This window comes from Ensifer sp. VA4, from assembly GCF_055710065.1.
On the sequence record NZ_JBVQPO010000001.1, the window covers coordinates 194,963 to 211,944 of the forward strand.

At 63.1% G+C, this 16,982-nt stretch carries 10 protein-coding genes, 1 pseudogene and 1 riboswitch; of the genes and pseudogenes, 5 read left to right on the plus strand and 6 right to left on the minus strand.

Annotated elements, in window-relative coordinates:
• Window positions 1-157: 157 nt before the first annotated feature.
• From mcpU to AC0C6X_RS01025, 3 genes are all read right to left on the minus strand, one after another.
• A complete protein-coding gene (gene mcpU / locus AC0C6X_RS01015) occupies window positions 158-2,254 on the minus strand; it encodes a methyl-accepting chemotaxis protein McpU (protein ID WP_472951409.1) in 2,097 nt (698 codons plus the stop codon).
• A gap of 355 nt (window positions 2,255-2,609) precedes the next feature.
• Window positions 2,610-3,362, minus strand: coding sequence for a crotonase/enoyl-CoA hydratase family protein (locus tag AC0C6X_RS01020; RefSeq protein ID WP_472951411.1), 753 nt, complete (start codon window positions 3,360-3,362; stop codon window positions 2,610-2,612).
• Between the two features lie 10 nt (window positions 3,363-3,372).
• Window positions 3,373-5,154 (minus strand): acyl-CoA dehydrogenase, encoded by a 1,782-nt coding sequence (locus AC0C6X_RS01025; protein WP_472951413.1) that lies wholly within the window; start codon window positions 5,152-5,154, stop codon window positions 3,373-3,375.
• A 289-nt stretch (window positions 5,155-5,443) separates the two neighbouring features.
• Here AC0C6X_RS01025 and AC0C6X_RS01030 point away from each other — a divergent pair, with 289 nt between their 5' ends.
• Both AC0C6X_RS01030 and AC0C6X_RS01035 read left to right on the plus strand, forming a co-directional pair.
• Complete coding sequence (locus AC0C6X_RS01030) at window positions 5,444-6,433, plus strand: transporter (RefSeq protein ID WP_472951415.1); 990 nt, start codon at window positions 5,444-5,446, stop codon at window positions 6,431-6,433.
• Window positions 6,434-6,874: 441 nt separating this feature from the next.
• A pseudogene (locus tag AC0C6X_RS01035) lies at window positions 6,875-7,885 on the plus strand (glycoside hydrolase family 25 protein); the annotation flags it as partial.
• Window positions 7,886-8,031: 146 nt separating this feature from the next.
• On the opposite strand, the gene AC0C6X_RS01040 reads toward AC0C6X_RS01035, so the two are convergent.
• Together AC0C6X_RS01040 and AC0C6X_RS01045 are read right to left on the minus strand one after the other, a co-directional pair.
• Entirely contained in the window at window positions 8,032-9,126 is a 1,095-nt protein-coding gene (locus tag AC0C6X_RS01040; RefSeq protein ID WP_472951417.1) for an FAD-binding oxidoreductase, read from the minus strand.
• 1 nt (window position 9,127) lies between these two features.
• Complete coding sequence (locus AC0C6X_RS01045; RefSeq protein ID WP_472951419.1) at window positions 9,128-10,372, minus strand: aromatic ring-hydroxylating oxygenase subunit alpha; 1,245 nt, start codon at window positions 10,370-10,372, stop codon at window positions 9,128-9,130.
• 102 nt (window positions 10,373-10,474) lie between these two features.
• Window positions 10,475-10,678, minus strand: a riboswitch (cobalamin riboswitch).
• A 303-nt stretch (window positions 10,679-10,981) separates the two neighbouring features.
• Between AC0C6X_RS01045 and AC0C6X_RS01050 the strand changes: the two genes are divergently transcribed.
• From AC0C6X_RS01050 to AC0C6X_RS01060, 3 genes are all read left to right on the plus strand, one after another.
• Window positions 10,982-11,581, plus strand: a complete 600-nt coding sequence (locus AC0C6X_RS01050; RefSeq protein WP_247957994.1) for a DUF6656 family protein — start codon at window positions 10,982-10,984, stop codon at window positions 11,579-11,581.
• Window positions 11,582-11,660: 79 nt separating this feature from the next.
• Window positions 11,661-12,635 (plus strand): L-threonylcarbamoyladenylate synthase, encoded by a 975-nt coding sequence (locus AC0C6X_RS01055; RefSeq protein WP_472951421.1) that lies wholly within the window; start codon window positions 11,661-11,663, stop codon window positions 12,633-12,635.
• Between the two features lie 125 nt (window positions 12,636-12,760).
• Window positions 12,761-14,197: an FAD-binding oxidoreductase gene (locus tag AC0C6X_RS01060; RefSeq protein ID WP_472951423.1), complete on the plus strand. Its 1,437-nt coding sequence runs from the start codon at window positions 12,761-12,763 to the stop codon at window positions 14,195-14,197.
• A gap of 169 nt (window positions 14,198-14,366) precedes the next feature.
• Here AC0C6X_RS01060 and AC0C6X_RS01065 read toward each other — a convergent pair whose 3' ends face one another.
• On the minus strand, window positions 14,367-16,841 hold the full coding sequence (locus tag AC0C6X_RS01065; protein ID WP_472951425.1) for a DUF1217 domain-containing protein: 2,475 nt from the start codon (window positions 16,839-16,841) through the stop codon (window positions 14,367-14,369).
• Window positions 16,842-16,982 lie beyond the last annotated feature (141 nt).

The window sequence follows — 16,982 nt, forward strand, 5'->3', positions numbered from 1 at the left end:
CCTGAGGATGACAGAAGCGGCGAACGAAGAACATCAATGAGAAAGGCCCGGTTTCCCGGGCCTTTCTCATGTCAGGCTTGAAGCAATTGCCATACTGAATCGCGGCAATGACCTTATCCCTTTGTTATTGCTGCGTTCTGCCTCCAGGGCGAGGGCATCAGGCCGCGCGACGACGGGCACCGCTCCCTGCATAAGCACCCTGCGTTTCGCCGAGGTTGAACTGGGCAAGCAATGCATTGAGCGAGGCGGCCTCGGAGGCAAGACCGTGGCTTGCCGCCGTCTGCTCTTCCACCATCGCCGCATTCTGCTGCGTGCCCTGGTCCATGGTGTTGACCGCCGTGTTGATCTCCTGGAGACCCGTCGACTGTTCGCGCGTTGCCGTGACGATCGCGCTCACATGCTTGTTGATCTCCTGGACTTCGGCAACGATCATCTCCAGCGCCTTGCCGGTGTCGCCGACCAGCATCACGCCGTTCCTGACCTGGTTGCCCGAGGTGGTGATCAGCGCCTTGATTTCCTTCGCCGCATTGGCCGAACGCTGTGCGAGTTCGCGCACTTCCTGGGCGACGACGGCAAAACCCTTGCCGGCTTCACCGGCACGGGCCGCCTCGACGCCGGCGTTCAGCGCAAGCAGGTTCGTCTGGAAGGCGATGTCGTCGATGACGCCGATGATGTTGGAGATCTCGCCGGAGGACTTCTCGATCGCGTGCATCGCTTCGACGGCGTTCGCAACGACTTCCCCGGACTTCTCGGCACCGGCCCGGGTGCGGGCGACGAGCGCACCGACTTCCTCGGCCCGGCGGGCGGAATCCTTGACAGTCGTGGTGATCTCTTCGAGTGCGGCTGCGGTCTCTTCAACGGAGGCTGCCTGCTGCTCGGTGCGGCGCGCGAGATCGTCGGCGGCCGAGCGGATCTCGGAGGCGCCGGCGTCGATGCCGCGGGCGTTCGCACCGACGGCGCGCAGCGTGTCATGCAGCTTGGCGACGGAGTTGTTGAAGTCGGCGCGCAGGCGATCAAGGCGATCGGCGAAGGGGGTGTCGATCCGGTAGGCGAGATCGCCGTCGGCAAGACGGCCGAGGCCGGTTGCCAGGCCATCGACGGCCTGCTGGATTTCGGCCGCATCCCGTGCCTTCTGCGCTTCGCGCTCCAGCCGCTCGCGTTCCGACAACGACCGGTTGGCATCCGCTTCGCTTTCGAGGCGGGCGCGTTCGACGGCGTTCGCCTTGAAGACGGCGACGGCTGCGGCCATCGAACCGATCTGGTCGCGGCGCTCTTCGCCGGGGATTTCGACGTTGTGATTGCCGGCAGCAAGCTTTTCCATCGCGCCGGTCATCTCCGTCACCGGACGGATGACGAGACGGCTGAGGAAGGTCGCGAGGAAGACGATCATCACGCCGACCGCAAGGATCGTGGCAATGGTGGCTGCGATGCGGAACTTGTCGATCGCCGAATAGGCGGCATCGGCGTCGATGACGAAGCCGACATACCATTCGACCGAGGGAAGGCCCTGCACCGGAACGAAGCTCACCAGCATCGGCTTGCCGCCGAGTTCGGTGTTCATGATGCCCGCACCGATCGTCGGCGTGTCGATCGGGAAGGCCTCGGCGAGCGATTTGGTGACGAGCTTGGCATCCGGATGCACGAGGATCTGGCCGTCCTTGCTGGCGAGGAAGGCAAAGCCTTCGCCGCCGACGTCGACGCCCTTGATCATCGCTACCAGCGTATCGAGCGAAAAGTCGCTGGCGGCAACGCCATAGAGCTTGCCGTCACGCTTGACCGGCACCGCCGCACTGATGATGAGCGCACCGGTCGATGCGTCGACATAGGGCTCGGTCAAAACGCGAGTGTCGGCCTTGACGGCCTGCTGGTACCACGGACGCTGGCGCGGGTCGTAGCCGGCCGGCATCGGATTGTCCGGCCAGGTGATGAACTTGCCGCTCTCGTTGCCGACATAGGTCGACATGAATTCGCTGGTCAGCACGTCGTTCTTCAGGATTGGCTGGATGGCGCCGTCATCGGCCGCGCGGCCGGTGGCATCGGCGACCATCGCGGTCAGCGTGACGCGGCCGTTCAGCCACTTGGCAACGCTCTGCGCGGCCTGCGTGCCGGAGGAGGCAATGTTCTCCTCGACGGCCTTGGTGGTGGTACTACGCTGCAGCGTGTCGATGTAAACGGAAAAGCCGGCAAAGGCGCCGACGACGACACAGGACGCGGCGACGAGGATGCGCGTCATGAGGTTCGATCGCTTGGACAAGATGGGCTCCCAATGGATGCCGGCGACTGCCGCCGGACATGAGCTCTCGATGATTTTCGCGCAGCATCCATCGTCCGCCGGAGGGCGAAGCGCTGACGTCTACGGGAAAACGTTGAACATGCCAGAAGGCGGAGCCAGCCATGCTTCATGCGGCTGGGGCCCTCGAAATGAGGATGGGCCTATCGCGCCGCACGCTACCGATCGCTATTTAAGAAGCAATTAAAATTGATTTATGCAAGTTCGCGATGCCGGCGGCAACGGGATCTTTACCCAGTCGCGGCTAGGACGTTGCCCCCGAACACGAAAACGGGCGCACAGCGGCACCCGCCTCGCCCATGCACGAAGCCTGGATTGTTTAGCGGCGCATGAAGGCCTCAAAGGCCGCACGTGCCTCGGCGCTCTTCAACTGTGCGGCAAAGTGCTTGGCTTCCTCGTCGATGCGCGCCAGAACGTCGCTGCGGTCGCCACGGACGAGGTCGCGGGCGATGCGAAGCGCCTCCGGCGGCTTCTTGGCAAGACGGGCGGCAAGCGCCAGCGCCTCACCTTCGACGGCATCCTGGGCAACGACCTTCCAGATCAAGCCGGCTTCCAGCGCCTCGCGGGCCGTCAGAGCTTCGCCGGCGGCAAGTAGCGCGAAGGCCCGCTGGTGGCCCATGATGCGCGGCACGATCAGGCTGGAAGCCGCTTCCGGCACCAGCGCCAGATCGACGAAGGGCGTCTTGAACACGGAACGCTCGGACGAGACCGTCAGGTCGCAATGGAGATGGATGGTCGTGCCGATGCCGATCGCCAGGCCGTCGACCCCCGAGACGATAGGCTTGGTGGCGGTCGCCAGCGCCTTCAGGAACTCGATCACCTCCATGCCCATGGAGCCGCCCATGGCGAAGGCGAGGAAGTCTGCCATGTCGTTGCCGGCGGAAAAGCAGCCATCGGTGCCGAGGAAGGCGGTGGCCCGCACAGCCTGGTCGCTTGAGGCGACCGTCAGCGCATTGGTCATCTTCGCGTACATGTCGCGTGTGATGGCGTTCTTCTTCTCCGACCGGTTGAAGCGGATCACCTGGACGCCGGGATAGGCTTCCGGCCGTTCGATGAGGACGTGGTCGGTCATGGTATTCCCCTCAAGCCAGAACGGCGCGGGCGACGGCCAGGCTGTCGGCGCCGTTGACGACACGATCCTTCAGCGCGGCGGTTTCCGCCAGAAGGTTTTCCGCCGTGAAGCGGCAGAGCGCGATGCGCTGGTCTTCCTTGGCATCGCTCACTTCAGCCAGACCACCCTTTGCGAGATAGACACCGGTCAGCGCCAGGCCGAACAGGCGCTGATAGGCCGTGGCGCCGGCCAATGCTTCGGCGAGCTTGCCGGCGGCGACGGCCGCTATCAACCACTCGGTCGCAGCCGACAGGTCATCCAGCGCCGCATCGAGACGCGCAGCCGTCTCGCCGAAACCGTTCCGATTCGAAGCGCGCACGGCAGACGCGATTTCGCGCAGTTCGCCGATGAAGCCGCGAACATGGGCGCCGTCGGAAAGCGGCAGCTTGCGGGTGACGAGATCGATCGCCTGGATGCCGTTGGTGCCCTCGTAGATCGGAGCGATGCGGGCATCGCGCAGGTAGCGCGCCGCACCCGTTTCCTCGATGAAGCCCATGCCGCCATGGACCTGGATGCCCATCGAGGCGACGTCGACACCGGCATCGGTCGAAAAGGACTTGGCAATCGGCGTCAGCAGGCTGGAGCGTTCCTGCCAGTATTTCGCCTTCTCGCCTTCGGCCGCATGCGCCATGTCGACGGCATGGGCGCAGGCATAGGAGATCGCGCGCGAGCCTTGCGTCAGCGCCTTCATCGTCAGAAGCGTGCGGGCGACATCGGGATGCTCGATGATCGGACTCATGCCCTGCCCGGTCCAGCCCGGCGCCTTGCCCTGGGTGCGCTCCTTGGCGAATGCGATCGCCTTCTGCGTCGCGGCGTCGGCAATGGCGACACCCTGCATGCCGACGGCAAGCCGGGCGTTGTTCATCATGGTGAACATGCAGGCAAGGCCGCGATTCTCCTCGCCGATCAGGTAACCGACCGCGCCCTTCTCGGCGCCGAACTTGCCGTCGCCATAGATCATCGTGCAGGTCGGTGAGCCATGGATGCCGAGCTTGTGCTCGAGCGAATGACAGAAGAGATCGTTGCGTTCGCCGAGCGAACCATCGGTCTTGACCAGGAACTTCGGCACCAGGAAGAGCGAGATGCCCTTGGTGCCGGCCGGCGCATCGGGAAGCCGCGCCAGCACCAGATGGACGATATTGTCGGTGAAGTCGTGCTCACCCCAGGTGATGAAGATCTTCTGGCCGAAGATGCGGTAGGTGCCGTCGTCGCGGCGCTCGGCACGGGTCTTGAGCACGCCGAGGTCGGAGCCGGCATGCGGCTCGGTCAGATTCATCGTGCCGGTCCATTCGCCGGAAACCATCTTCGGCAGATAGGTGGCCTTCAGCGCGTCGGAGCCATGCTTCTCCAATGCCTCGATCGCGCCCATGGTGAGCGTCGGGCCGAGCGCAAAGGCCATGGAACCGGCGTTCCACATTTCCATGGCGGCAACATGCAGCATGTGCGGCAGGTTCTGGCCGCCGAATTCTTCCGGCGCCGTCAGGCCATTCCAGCCGCCGCCGATCCAGTTGTGATAGAGGTCACGCCAGCCATCCGGCGTCTGAACGTTGCCTCCGACGAGGCGCGAGCCCTGACGGTCGCCGATATCGCCGAGGGGGGCGACCTCTTCCGTCGCGAACCGGCCGGCTTCCGAAAGGATGGCATCGACCAAGTCCTCGCCGAGGTCGCCAAGGGCGCCCGATTGCAGCGCGTCGACCATGCCTGCCACGTGTTTCAGCGTGAACGCAATCTCGTCGACGGGTGCCTTGTACATGATGATCCTCCCAGATGGCCAGGTCGCGCAGAGCGTATCCTCGTTGCGTCGAACACTATTGATTTTTACGTAAACGTCAACGTCAATTCCCACTCCTCTACGCACGCGGCGCCGTGCTTGCCTGTAACAAAACTGTCATCAACCGGGCATAGAAGCCAAGGCATACAACGCCGCGCGTCTTGGTAAGGCGCGCTAAGGTCGCTGTAGCATTTTTGAATGGCCGCATGTTTTCTCCCTTAAGTCGGTGCGCTTTAGGGAACATGCGGTAGGCCCCTGCCAAGGCATTCCGATGAACCTGATTTCCCCCGAAATACCCGGCATCGTATGGGCCTATCGTTTTCTGCCCGGCGAAAGCCGCTGCCAGCGTATCGCCACCGACGCTTCGATCGACAGCCTGCTTGCGGGCGAAGGATGGGTCTGGGTTCATCTGGCGCTCTCCGACGCACGCACACCTGCCTTGATCGAGCGGATCGGCAACCTTCCGCCGCTCGCGGTCGCGACGCTGACCAGCCACGACACGCAGGCCGCGATTACGGTCTCGGACGATATCGTACACGGGACGCTCGTCGACTTCGAGCGCACCTTCGACGCAGTGACCAAGACGATCGGCTGGCTGCATTTCGCCGTCAGCGACAGGATCATCATCACCACGCGCCTGCATCCACTGCGCAGCATCGACCGCGTCAAGGCAGCGGTCGAGAAGAGCGCGAAATGCGCCCGCCCGATCGATCTCTTCGAGATGATCGTGATCGAATTCCAGCGCACTTTGATCTCGCTGGTTCTGGAACTGACCGAGGACCTGAATGTCATCGAGGATCACGTCTATGGCGAAGCGGGGCACCGGCAGCAACCGGGCCTCGCGCCGCTGCGCCGTACGGTCGTGCGGCTTCACCGCCATCTGCGCACGATCCTGGCCTTGCTGAGACGGGCTGCCGCCTCGGACGAAGACGAGGTGCCGCCCGGCTTCATCGACGCCGCCGAGCGGCTTTCAGACCGGCTCGAAACGGTTGACCGCGACGTCTTCGCCTTGCAGGAACGGGCGCGCCTGCTGCACGAAGAGATCGACAGCAAGATTTCCTCGGAAACCAACCGGCATCTCTACATCCTGTCGCTGATGACCGCTTTCCTGCTGCCGCCGACGCTCGTCACCGGCTTCTTCGGCATGAATACCGGGGCACTGCCCTTCGCCGATGGCACCGGCACGCTCTATGCGGCGCTGTTCATCGCGCTCTCCATGGGCCTTGCCTGGTGGATCCTGAGGCGGATCGGTATCCTCTAAGAGCCGGGAGCCAGGCCCGGCTATCAAATCCTCCACCGCGAAAACACATTCCGTGAGCCTCGAAGACTTCGGGCGACGATCGCGATCTCAACTTCTGCATGATTCACCCGGATCGGCGCCAATCCAAGGATCTCCCTCAGCCGGAATATCCGAAATCGCGCGGCAGCGCGTAGACCTCAGGCTTGTTCCGCCTTCGGAGACCGTCCGGGCCAAATTGCAAAGAGCCCGGCTGCAACTGGAAATCAGCTGGCGGCTCCGGGCTTTCAAGCCTTCCTGCCGTCGATCGCCTGCAACCACGAGACGAAGGGATACAACGTCGCTATGCAAGACATCACTCACATACAGCCGCAGGTCGGTATACATTCGCGTTTGCCTCCAGCACAGTTCGCGCGGGGGCTGAGATTTACGATGCGTTAACGATACTGTCGGCAATCTCAGAGAATGGCTAAGCGGTATATCTCCACCACAGGGATGATTCTGCGCCTCGCGACCTTCCTGGGTCTGATTTTCGCGGCGGCGACCGCACGCGCCGGTGAACTGGAACCCTGGAAGACCAAGTCGAATTCCATCATTGTTGACGCCTATGAAATGAACAGCATCGACTGGGAAGTCATGCTCGCCGACAAGCGCATCTCCGGCTTCATCGCCAAGGCCTCCGACGGCCTGCCCGAAAGCTTCTCCTGCACCGGCGACCACAATGGCGACACCTTCAACCACTGCAAGACCATGTGGCGCAAATACGCCGTCAGCCGCGAGCTCTACCAGACCCGGCGCATGATCGCCCGTTCGCACGGGCTGCTGTGGGGCGCCTACCATCTCGCCCGTCCCGGCAACCCGGTGGACCAGGCGAACCATTTCCTCGACTACGCCGAGCCGCGCGACGACGAGCTGATGGTTCTCGATCTCGAAGGCATCGATCCCGACAAATACATGTCGCTCGAGGATGCCGCCATCTTCGCCGGCCACATCAAGACCCGGACCGGACGCTATCCGATCCTCTATACCAACCACATCACGGCCAAGTACATCGCCACGCATCGCGCCAAGCACCGGCTGCTATCGCGCCTGCCGCTCTGGTATGCGCGCTACAAGCCGGATATCCGCCAGGTCTTCCCGATGGGCAACTGGGACAGCTATGCGCTGTGGCAGTTCTCCTCCGGCGTCAATTGCGGCAAGCGGCGCTGTCCCTATCGTGTGCCCGGCACCTTGGACGACATCGACGTGAACGTCGCCGCGATGTCGCCGCTGGCGCTGAAGGCGATCTGGGCGCAAGGCGCGTTGCTGCCGGAAAAACCAATGCCGCTCACCCTCGTCGCTCAAGCTGCGCAAGGGACCGGAGTGCACGCGGCCACACGGGCGACCGCAACGCTTGGCGAGCCACTGCTCGTCAGCCGTGCCGGTGCCACGAGCGGCGCCGGCAGCAGCGTCGACATGCTGGTGACCGGCTCGATCGATTTCGCCCGCCATGAGCGCGCCCTGCAGGTGGCAGTTGCGGCCGATGGCGCCGCGCAGGGCGGATGCTCCAAGCCACCTGCCGATGCCGGCGGCCCAGGGTCTGCCACCGTCCAGCCTCCGCCCTGTAACACGCCCTAGCCCCTTCAGGCTTCGATCTGGACATCTCCCAGCGGCCGCGAGCAGCAGGCGAGGATGTAGCCCTCGTCGATCTCGTCATCGAGAATGCCGCCATTGTGGCTCATCTCGACCTCGCCTGCGACCTTCATCACACGGCAGGTGCCGCAGATGCCGCCCTCGCAGGCCGCGCCGATCCTGACGCCGTTGGCGCGGGCCGTCTGCAGGATCGTCTGGCCGGGCTTTGCCACCACTTCCTTGCCGCTCATGGTGAAGGCGACCTTGGCCACCTGACCGTCGCCGTCATCGCCGATACCAGCGCGCACGGCGATTTCTTCCGCAGCCGGCGCGGCCGCCGGCTGGAAGCTCTCCTCGTGATAGCGGCTCATGTCGAAACCGGCTGCCTTCAGCATCTCGCGCACACCGCGCATGAAGGGCTCCGGCCCGCAGCAGAACACCGTGCGTTCCAGGAAGTCGGGAGCGAGTAGCGGCAACTTGGCACCGTCGATCCGGCCGCGCAGACCATGCCAGCCGTGACGTGCCTCATGTCCCTCGACGATGAAGCCGAGGTTCAGCCCGGACATCTGCGTTGCCAGGACCTCGAGTTCCGAGCGGAACAAAAGATCCTCCGGCCGACGGGCGCAGGAGATGAAGGTGACGTCCGTCTCCGGCACGCAGTCCGCCATCCAGCGGGTCATCGACATCATCGGCGTGACGCCGGAGCCGGCCGAGATGAACAGGTACTTGTCGCCCGGATGGCGGACGAAGCTGAAATCGCCGAGCGGCCCGAAGGCCCTCAGCTTCATGCCCGGCTTGAGATGGTCGAACATCCAGCGGGTGCCGATGCTGTCGGCCTGTGCCTTCACCGTGACCGCGATCGAGAGCGGCCGCGATGGCGTCGAGGACAGGGTATAGGTGCGCATGACCGGTTCGTCCGCGACCGGCAGTTCGAGGGTGACGAACTGGCCAGGCAGGTATCGAAACCAGGCCGGCTTCTCCGCGCGGAAGGTGAAGGTCATGACATCGGCGGTCTCGACGACCGCCGAAGTGCATTCGAGCATCTGCTGCCGGTCGATCCAGACATGCAGTTCGTCGAAATGGTGGAAGGAAGGTGCCATCTGCATGTCAGGCGACCTTCGACAACGGAGCCGCATCGCCCTCGAGGCGCTGCTCCATGAACTTGCAGTACCATTCGACGAACTGCATCACACCGCCTTCATGCTCCGGCGAATAGGGGCCGGACTCATAGGCCGGCGAGCGGATGCCGAAGGCGTTTTCCTCGACGATCTGGCGATCCTGGTCATTGGTCTCGGTCCAGACATGGGTCAGGTCATCGAGCGTATAGTCGACGCCTTCGACCGCATCCTTGTTGACCAGCCACTTCGTCGTCACCTGCGTGAGCTCTGGCCCGAGCGGCAGCACGCGGAAGGTGATGGCGTGATCGGAAAGCACATGGTTCCAGGTGGTCGGGTAGTGGAACATCAGGAGCGTGCCGATCTGCCTCTGCCGGACATCGGCCGACAGCGCCCTTTTGACGGCCGCTGCACCCGACATGGTGTAGCTTTCGGCATTATCGACCAGCGGCATGCGCGCGGCGCGGAACTGGCCGGTCGGCGACATCCGGAACTCGCTCGGCAGGCCCTCTGCCTCGCATTTCGCCCAATGGGCGGCGATCACCGGATCGTCCTTGGCGCCCTGCACCCCGGTCGCGGTCGGCGCTTCCGGATAGGTCCGGCAGAGTTCGGGGTGATTGGCGGCGCAATGGTAGCACTCGCGGTTGTTTTCCCAGACGAGCTTCCAGTTGCCCTTTTCGATGATGGTGCTTTCGAAGGCGACCTTGGTCTCCCCCAGCCGGTGCGGAGCGAGATAGGGGGTGACCAGTTCACGGAAGGCCGCGAAATCCGCCGGCGTCTCCGACAGGTTGATGAAGATGTAGCCGCCGACCGTCTCGCAGTGGATCGGTTTCAGGCTGTGGGCCGCCTTGTCGAAGTCCTCGCCCATCTGGCGCGCGAAGAGCAGCGAGCCATCGAGCTCGTAGGTCCATTGATGATAGGGACAGACGAGCTTCGCCGCGGACCCCTTGTGCTGCGTGCAGACGCGGGAACCGCGGTGCCGGCAGGAATTGTGGAGCGCGCGGATCGTACCCTGGCGATCACGGGTGACGACGACGGGAAAATCGCCGACCTGGACGGTGAAATAGTTGCCGGCCCGCGGGATCTCGCAGTCATGGCCGATGAACAGCCAGTCCTTGTACCAGATGTTTTCCAGATCCTGCCGGTAATAGTCGGGATCGATGTAGAAGGCCCGATCGAGGCTGTAGCCGTCACGCCGGCCCTTCAGCTTGCGAAGCATATCGGTCTTGGTATCCATGTCCTGTCCTCATGCGCCATGTTTCGGAGAGGCAGGACAGGAACCCGCACGGGCGCACCCATGCGTTTCAGGCTCCGATCCGGCTGCCCGCCGCAACCCGTTACGGTTATGTCCGTCAAGGCTGGTTTCCGGGCTCAGGAGCCGTCCTTTGCGGACCAGCCCGGCGCCTTCCCGGACGGAACCGTCCAGTGGCTTTTGCCGAGGCTTTCGCTCCACCACCGTTGCGGGGGCAGCGCCGGGATTTGACCGGCTTCCCAATTCTCCGCCTCCCCTTTGGAAGGCGACACCTTGAGTAAGGCTATGTAAGCGCGGAAGGCGTCCTGGCAGACGCCGGATAGCGACATCCAATTCCAGAATGACGACACGACAGAAACCGTTCTCCCAAACCGGCGTCGGGAATTTTTCACTTTATAAACAGACAGATAGATCAAATATTGGGCATATGCCACCTTTTGTGGCTGATATGGCGCAGGCGCGGGAAGACTTCGCCCGTTTGCGACATTTTCATGAAAGTACCGGCGCATCTTCCGCCAACGAAAGGAAATCCTTCATTAACCATAAGGCACTAGGCTTGCCGGTGGACGAGGATGTCCCGCAGGCAGATGGCGCATGGCAAAACTCAGATATTACGACGCAGCGGCCGAGAAGCCGCCGGCCGTCGTGCCGAAGACGGCGGTTCACAGCGAGTTCCTGCGCACCGGCAGGATCAACCGCCGGCAATGGGCGCCGAGCGAACGACGGTATCTGAGCTATGAGGAAGTCGCGGACAGAACCGGCAAGAAGCTCGCGACCGCCGGCGACACGACGCACAAGCGGATCAACGGCTTTCACGCCTCGATCCAGTTTCCGAAGCTGATCTTCCACCGCACGCTCGTCGGCAAGCCGCATCTCGGCTATTGCCATGTGACGGCGGCGCGCACCGCGGTGACTCCTTCCAAGGACATCACCTGGTCGTTCTATTTCGCCAATTTCTTCAGCGACCTTGGTGACGAGACCCATTTCTTCGACCGCATCCAGAGCGGCTATTCCCGCATGTATTTCGCCGTCGCGATCGAGCCGAACGCCGAAGACGGACAGATGGTCATCAACCGCAACGTCCGTGACAACGGGCTGCTCTTCCGCACGGACGACCCAAAGGTTGCTCTCAAGAACGTGCTGATGCTGGGTGCGCGGGACGACGCGCTGCGCCGCATCATCCGCAGCCTCTGAGCCAGCAACCGATCCCCGCAAAGAAAATCGTTCTGTTTTCCCGGCACGTCCGCTAAGGAAGCGTCGGAAAGGAAACGGCATGGCAGAGATCATCGACACGGGTATTGAACCGGACCGCGCGATCGAACGCGCCTGCGCCGTTCTTGCCGAAGGCGAACCGGTCGCCATTCCCACCGAAACCGTCTATGGCCTTGCTGCCGACGCGACCAATCCCGACGCGATCAGCCGCATCTACGAGATGAAGGGGCGGCCGCGTTTCAATCCGCTGATCTCGCATGTTTCCGACATGGCCATGGCCGAGGCTCATGTGCGCTTCGACCCCCTGTCCCGACGCCTGGCGGAAGCGTTCTGGCCCGGCCCCCTGACCTTGATCCTGCCGCAGCGGCCGGAGAGCACCGTGCACGCGCTTGCCTCGGCCGGCCTCGATACGCTTGGCATCCGCATGCCCGACGGCTTCTCGCGCCGGGTGATCGCTCGTTTCGGGCGGCCGCTCGCCGCACCCAGCGCCAATACCTCGGGCAAGATCAGCCCGACCAGTGCGGCCCATGTCGATGCCGATCTCGGCGAGAAACTGAAACTGATCCTCGATGCCGGCCCAGCCGAAATCGGCTTGGAGTCCACGATCATCAAGGTCGACGGCAACGAGATCCGGCTGCTGCGCCCGGGCGGCCTCGATGCCGCCGAGGTCGAGCGCCTGCTCGATCGTCCGGTGATCCGGCCGGAAACGGCGGGCGCAACGATCGAGGCGCCGGGCATGCTGGCCTCCCACTACGCGCCAGGCGCTGCCGTGAGGCTTGATGCCGCCGATGTGCGCAGCGGTGAGGCGCTGATCCGCTTCGGCGGCGACCGGATCGCCGGCGAGGAACAGGCGGCCGTGGTTCTCGATCTCAGCCCGACCGGAAATCTTCGCGAAGCGGCAGCCAATCTCTTCGACTACATGAAGCGCGCGGACGCCAGCGGGGCGGCGACGATCGCCGTCGGGCCGATCCCTTCGGAAGGATTGGGCGAAGCGATCATCGATCGGCTGCAGCGGGCGGCGGCGCCGCGCGGGTGAGATGGCGTGCGGCATCTCGTCCGCACCGCGATTGCGGTTATGATCGCAGTCGATACGAACCGAGGATCGTGTCTTCATATCAACCGGTCCGATAGCGCGCGCAGGCGCAACACGAAGGCAGGCCTATGACGACGACCCTTCCCTCACCCGAACTCATCGCCTCCTTCGTCGAGATCGTCGGCAGCGCCAATACGCTGACCGCCGAAGCGGACAAGGCCCGCTATCTCGTCGAATCCCGCGGGCTCTATCGCGGCACGACGCCGATGGTGCTTCGTCCCGGCTCGGTCGACGAGGTTTCGCGCATCATGAAACTCGCCAGCGCGACCCGCACGGCGATCGTGCCGCAGGGCGGCAATACCGGCCACGTCGCCGGCCAGATCCCACGGGAAGGCAAGGCGGATATCGTGCTTTCGCTCGAACGGCTGAACCGCATTCGCGACGTCGATCCGGTCGGCAACGTGATCGTGGCGGACGCCGGCTGCATTCTCGCCGACATCCAGAAGGCGGCCGACGATCACAATCGCCTGTTCCCGCTGTCGCTCGGATCGGAAGGCTCCGCCCGCATCGGCGGCAATCTCTCCACCAATGCCGGTGGTACAGCGGTGCTCGCCTATGGCAACATGCGCCAGCTTTGCCTCGGCCTCGAAGTGGTGTTGCCGACCGGCGAGATCTGGGACGGGCTGCGCCGGCTGAAGAAAGACAATACCGGCTATGACCTGCGCGACCTCTTCATCGGCGCTGAGGGCACGCTTGGCATCATCACCGGTGCCGTGCTCAAGCTGTTTCCGAAGCCGCTCGGACACCAGGTGGCTTTCGCCGGCGTCGGCAGCGTCGAGCATGCGCTCGCCCTCTTCGAGAAGGCCTCCAGTCTTTGCGGGCCGGCGCTGACGGGCTTCGAACTCATGCCGCGGCTCGGCGTCGAATTCACGACAAGGCACATTCCCGGCGTTCGCGACCCGCTGGAAACCGTCCACCCCTGGTATGCACTGATCGACATCTCCACCTCCGATTCCGCCGAAAGCGCCGAGCGGATGGTCAGCGACCTCCTGGAACAGGGATTTGCAGCCGGCCTCGTCGAAAATGCCGTGATCGCTGCCAACGAGGCGCAAGGCAAGGCGCTGTGGCATATGCGCGAAAGCATGTCGCCGGCGCAGAAGCCCGAGGGCGGTTCGATCAAGCACGACGTTTCGGTGCCCGTCTCCAGCATTCCCGCCTTCATGAAGGAGGCGGATGCCGCTGTCATGAAGGCGATCCCCGGCGCGCGCATCTGCTCCTTCGGCCACATGGGCGACGGCAACATCCACTACAACATCTCGCAGCCGGTCGACGCCGACAAGCAAGCCTTCCTCGATCGCTGGCGCGAGATCAACGCGATCGTCCACGGTATCGTTCTCAAATACAACGGCTCGATCTCGGCCGAACACGGCATCGGCCAGTTGAAGCGCGACGAGCTCGCGGAGATCCGGTCGCCGATCGAGATCGAGCTGATGCTACGGATCAAGCACGCCTTCGATCCGGCGGGCATCATGAACCCTGACAAAGTGCTGCGCGCGGACCGGTGATTGCGGGCGGCCCTACTGCATGTCTCCTTAGATCGACCTCGATTTAAGGGCAAAGACATGCAGTAAATCAAAGTGCTACAGCGACCTTTGCGCGTCTGAAAAGACGCGCGGCGCTGTAGGCCGAGGGCTCGTGCACCCCGCAGGAGGTCGCCAGACTTCCGGGTCCGCGTCAGCGACCGCCTGCGCGCAATTGCGAGAGGGACAGGAGCGTCTCGGCGCTGACACCGCCACCACCGCTACCGCTGAGGATCGCCAGCCCTGGTGAGACGTCCGTGTTGTTTTCGACGTCATAAAGCGCCGTGAACCGCTGCAGGAGCTTTTCGAGCTTCGCCGGGTCCTGCAGCTCCTTGATGTCGATGACGCGCTCGATATAGGCGGCCTGCGCCTCGATCTTGGCGTTCTGCAGTCCCTCCGGCATGCTGTAGGCCGTCTTGATAACCTGGAACAGGGCGGTCTCGGCCAGGATGTCGTAGGCCGTGTTGATCTCCGGCGCCTTGCGCTTGAAATAGAGCGCCAGGCGAACGCCGCCGTTGTCGGCGCCTTCCGACTCCTCGAGCGACTGATTGAGATAGAGATCGACCGTGGTGATCAACCCGCGCCGGGTCTGGATCTGGCCGGCCTCGCCCCGGACGATCTTGCCGTCCGTATCGAAGTTGAAGGAGGCGACGATCTCGCGATATCTCAGCCCGTTCGGATCGGTATTGATGAAGCTCTTGGGATCGTCCAGGTCGGACGTGAACATGTCCTTGAGGTATTCGGTCTTGACCGTTTCCGGATCGATGCCGGCGCCGACGAGAACGAAGTCGACCAGACGCCGGTTCGCAAGAAAGGCGTCGAGCGTCTCGATCTTCTCGATCTCGGCAGTGTAGTATTTGGCTTCCTCCTGCGCCTTATCCTTGGCGACCTTCTTCTCTTCATCCGTTCCAAAGCGGGACTTGGCGATCACGTAGGCCTTGGCCGTGTTCATGATGTCGGCTTCGCTCTGCGCCAGCTTCGGTGCGCCGAGCGTGCCGTCCGGATTGAAGTTGAATGCCTTTACCAGCTTGACGTAGCGCTCATCGCGCAGCGTGTTGGCATAGCTCTTGGGATCGTTGAGGTCGCTGGTCAGAATACGCTTCAACGTTCGCGTGCTCAGATCCTCGTTTTCGAGACCGAAGGCCCGCAGCATGAATTTCTTCATGTCGTTGTTGGCGAGCAGTTCATCGACCGATTTCATTGTGCCGATCAGGAGCTTGAAGCGCTTGACCAGAGCTTCGTCCTCGGCATCGCTCTTGTCGTTGTAGCGCACCATGTACTCGTCGGACGTCGTCTTCATCTGGTTCGCATCCTGCGCCGTCTTGCCGGCCTGCAGCGTGCCGTCGGCCTGGAAGTTGAAGGCGGCGAACATCTTCTTGTAGGCGGCGTTGTATTCGCCGCCATATTTGTTCACGTAGCTCTCGGGGTCGTTGATGTCGCTGGTCAGGATGTTTTCGACCGTAGAGGGCACCGTCGTCGCGGATGGCAAGCCGAAGGCCGTGACGATGTAGTTGAACAGACGGCTATTGCCGACCAGGTCCGAGACCGTGGTGATGCTGCCGATTGTCTGTTCGTAGTATTCCTTGTTGAGCAACGCCCCGGCGCCGGTCAGTCGTGCGGCGCCCGACGGTGTGACGCCAGGGCGCTCGAAGACATAGGCCTCGTTGAGCAGCGCCTTCTTTTCGTCGCTGATTGCCTTCTCGCCGGCGGGCACGCTGCCGTCGGCATCGAAATTAAACGTCGAGGCGAGCTGGATATAGATATCGAGACTGCGCACCTGCCGGTCGAGCGTCGTCAGCTCCAGTGAGAGCTGCGCCTTCAGCGCAGGCGCCTGGTCGCGCGGAGGCAGCCTGGCGTCGAGATCGGCCACGATCGCGTTCTGCTCGTCGATCTTCGCCTGGATGGCCGGCTTCTCGGCATCGGGCGCTGCGGCCAGTTGCTCCGTCAGGCTGGAGATCTGCGAAAGCGCCGTGTCGCGTGCCCCGAGGTCCGTCAGCTGCTTCGTCGCCTCCGTCATCCTGGTCTTGGCGGCCGTCTGGTTGGCCGTAAGCGTCGCGGGATCGCTGGTCAGCGCATTGCGGACGTCCGTGTAGGAAAATGTCTTGGGGTCCAGTCCGAACACCGTGAAGGCAAAGCTGCGCAGCTTTTCGTTACCCAGGAACTGGTCGACATCGGTGACCAGATCCATGGCCGCGCCAAAATAGGCCATCTCCTGCCGCATGACTGTATCGAGATTGGTGATACGCTCGTTGTAGAGGCCGATCAGCGCATCCTGCTGTGCGTTGGTTTGGGCCACCGCGGTTGCCGAACTGAAGTTGAAGGCTTGTGCAAAATTGCGGTAGCGTTCATCCGTGAGACGGTTGGCGAAACTGTTGTCATCCTTGAGGTCGCTTTCCAGAACCTTGCGCATGAAGGCCTTGGCATAGGTCATGTCCTCCAGGCCATGCGCCTTCATCGCGTAGGAATAGAGCCGGTAGTCGTCGAGGAACTCGTCGACGGTTTTCACGCTGCCGATGTTTTCCCGGTAATACTCGGCTTCGCGCGCGATCTGCGGCTGCTGGGCAACACGGTTGAGGCTGCTGCGCAAATCACGCGTGATGCGACTGTAGTCGAGATAGGTCGATACCATGCCTGGCCCCGTCGGTTACCCATGGGGTGGGCGAACCATCCCCGAAACAGAATTCTGACGCGTCATGATTGCAGCACTGGCTTGTGTCTGGCTTTTCGCCGACGGCCGGCGCCCCGCGTTGCGCCCGATCGGGACAAGACG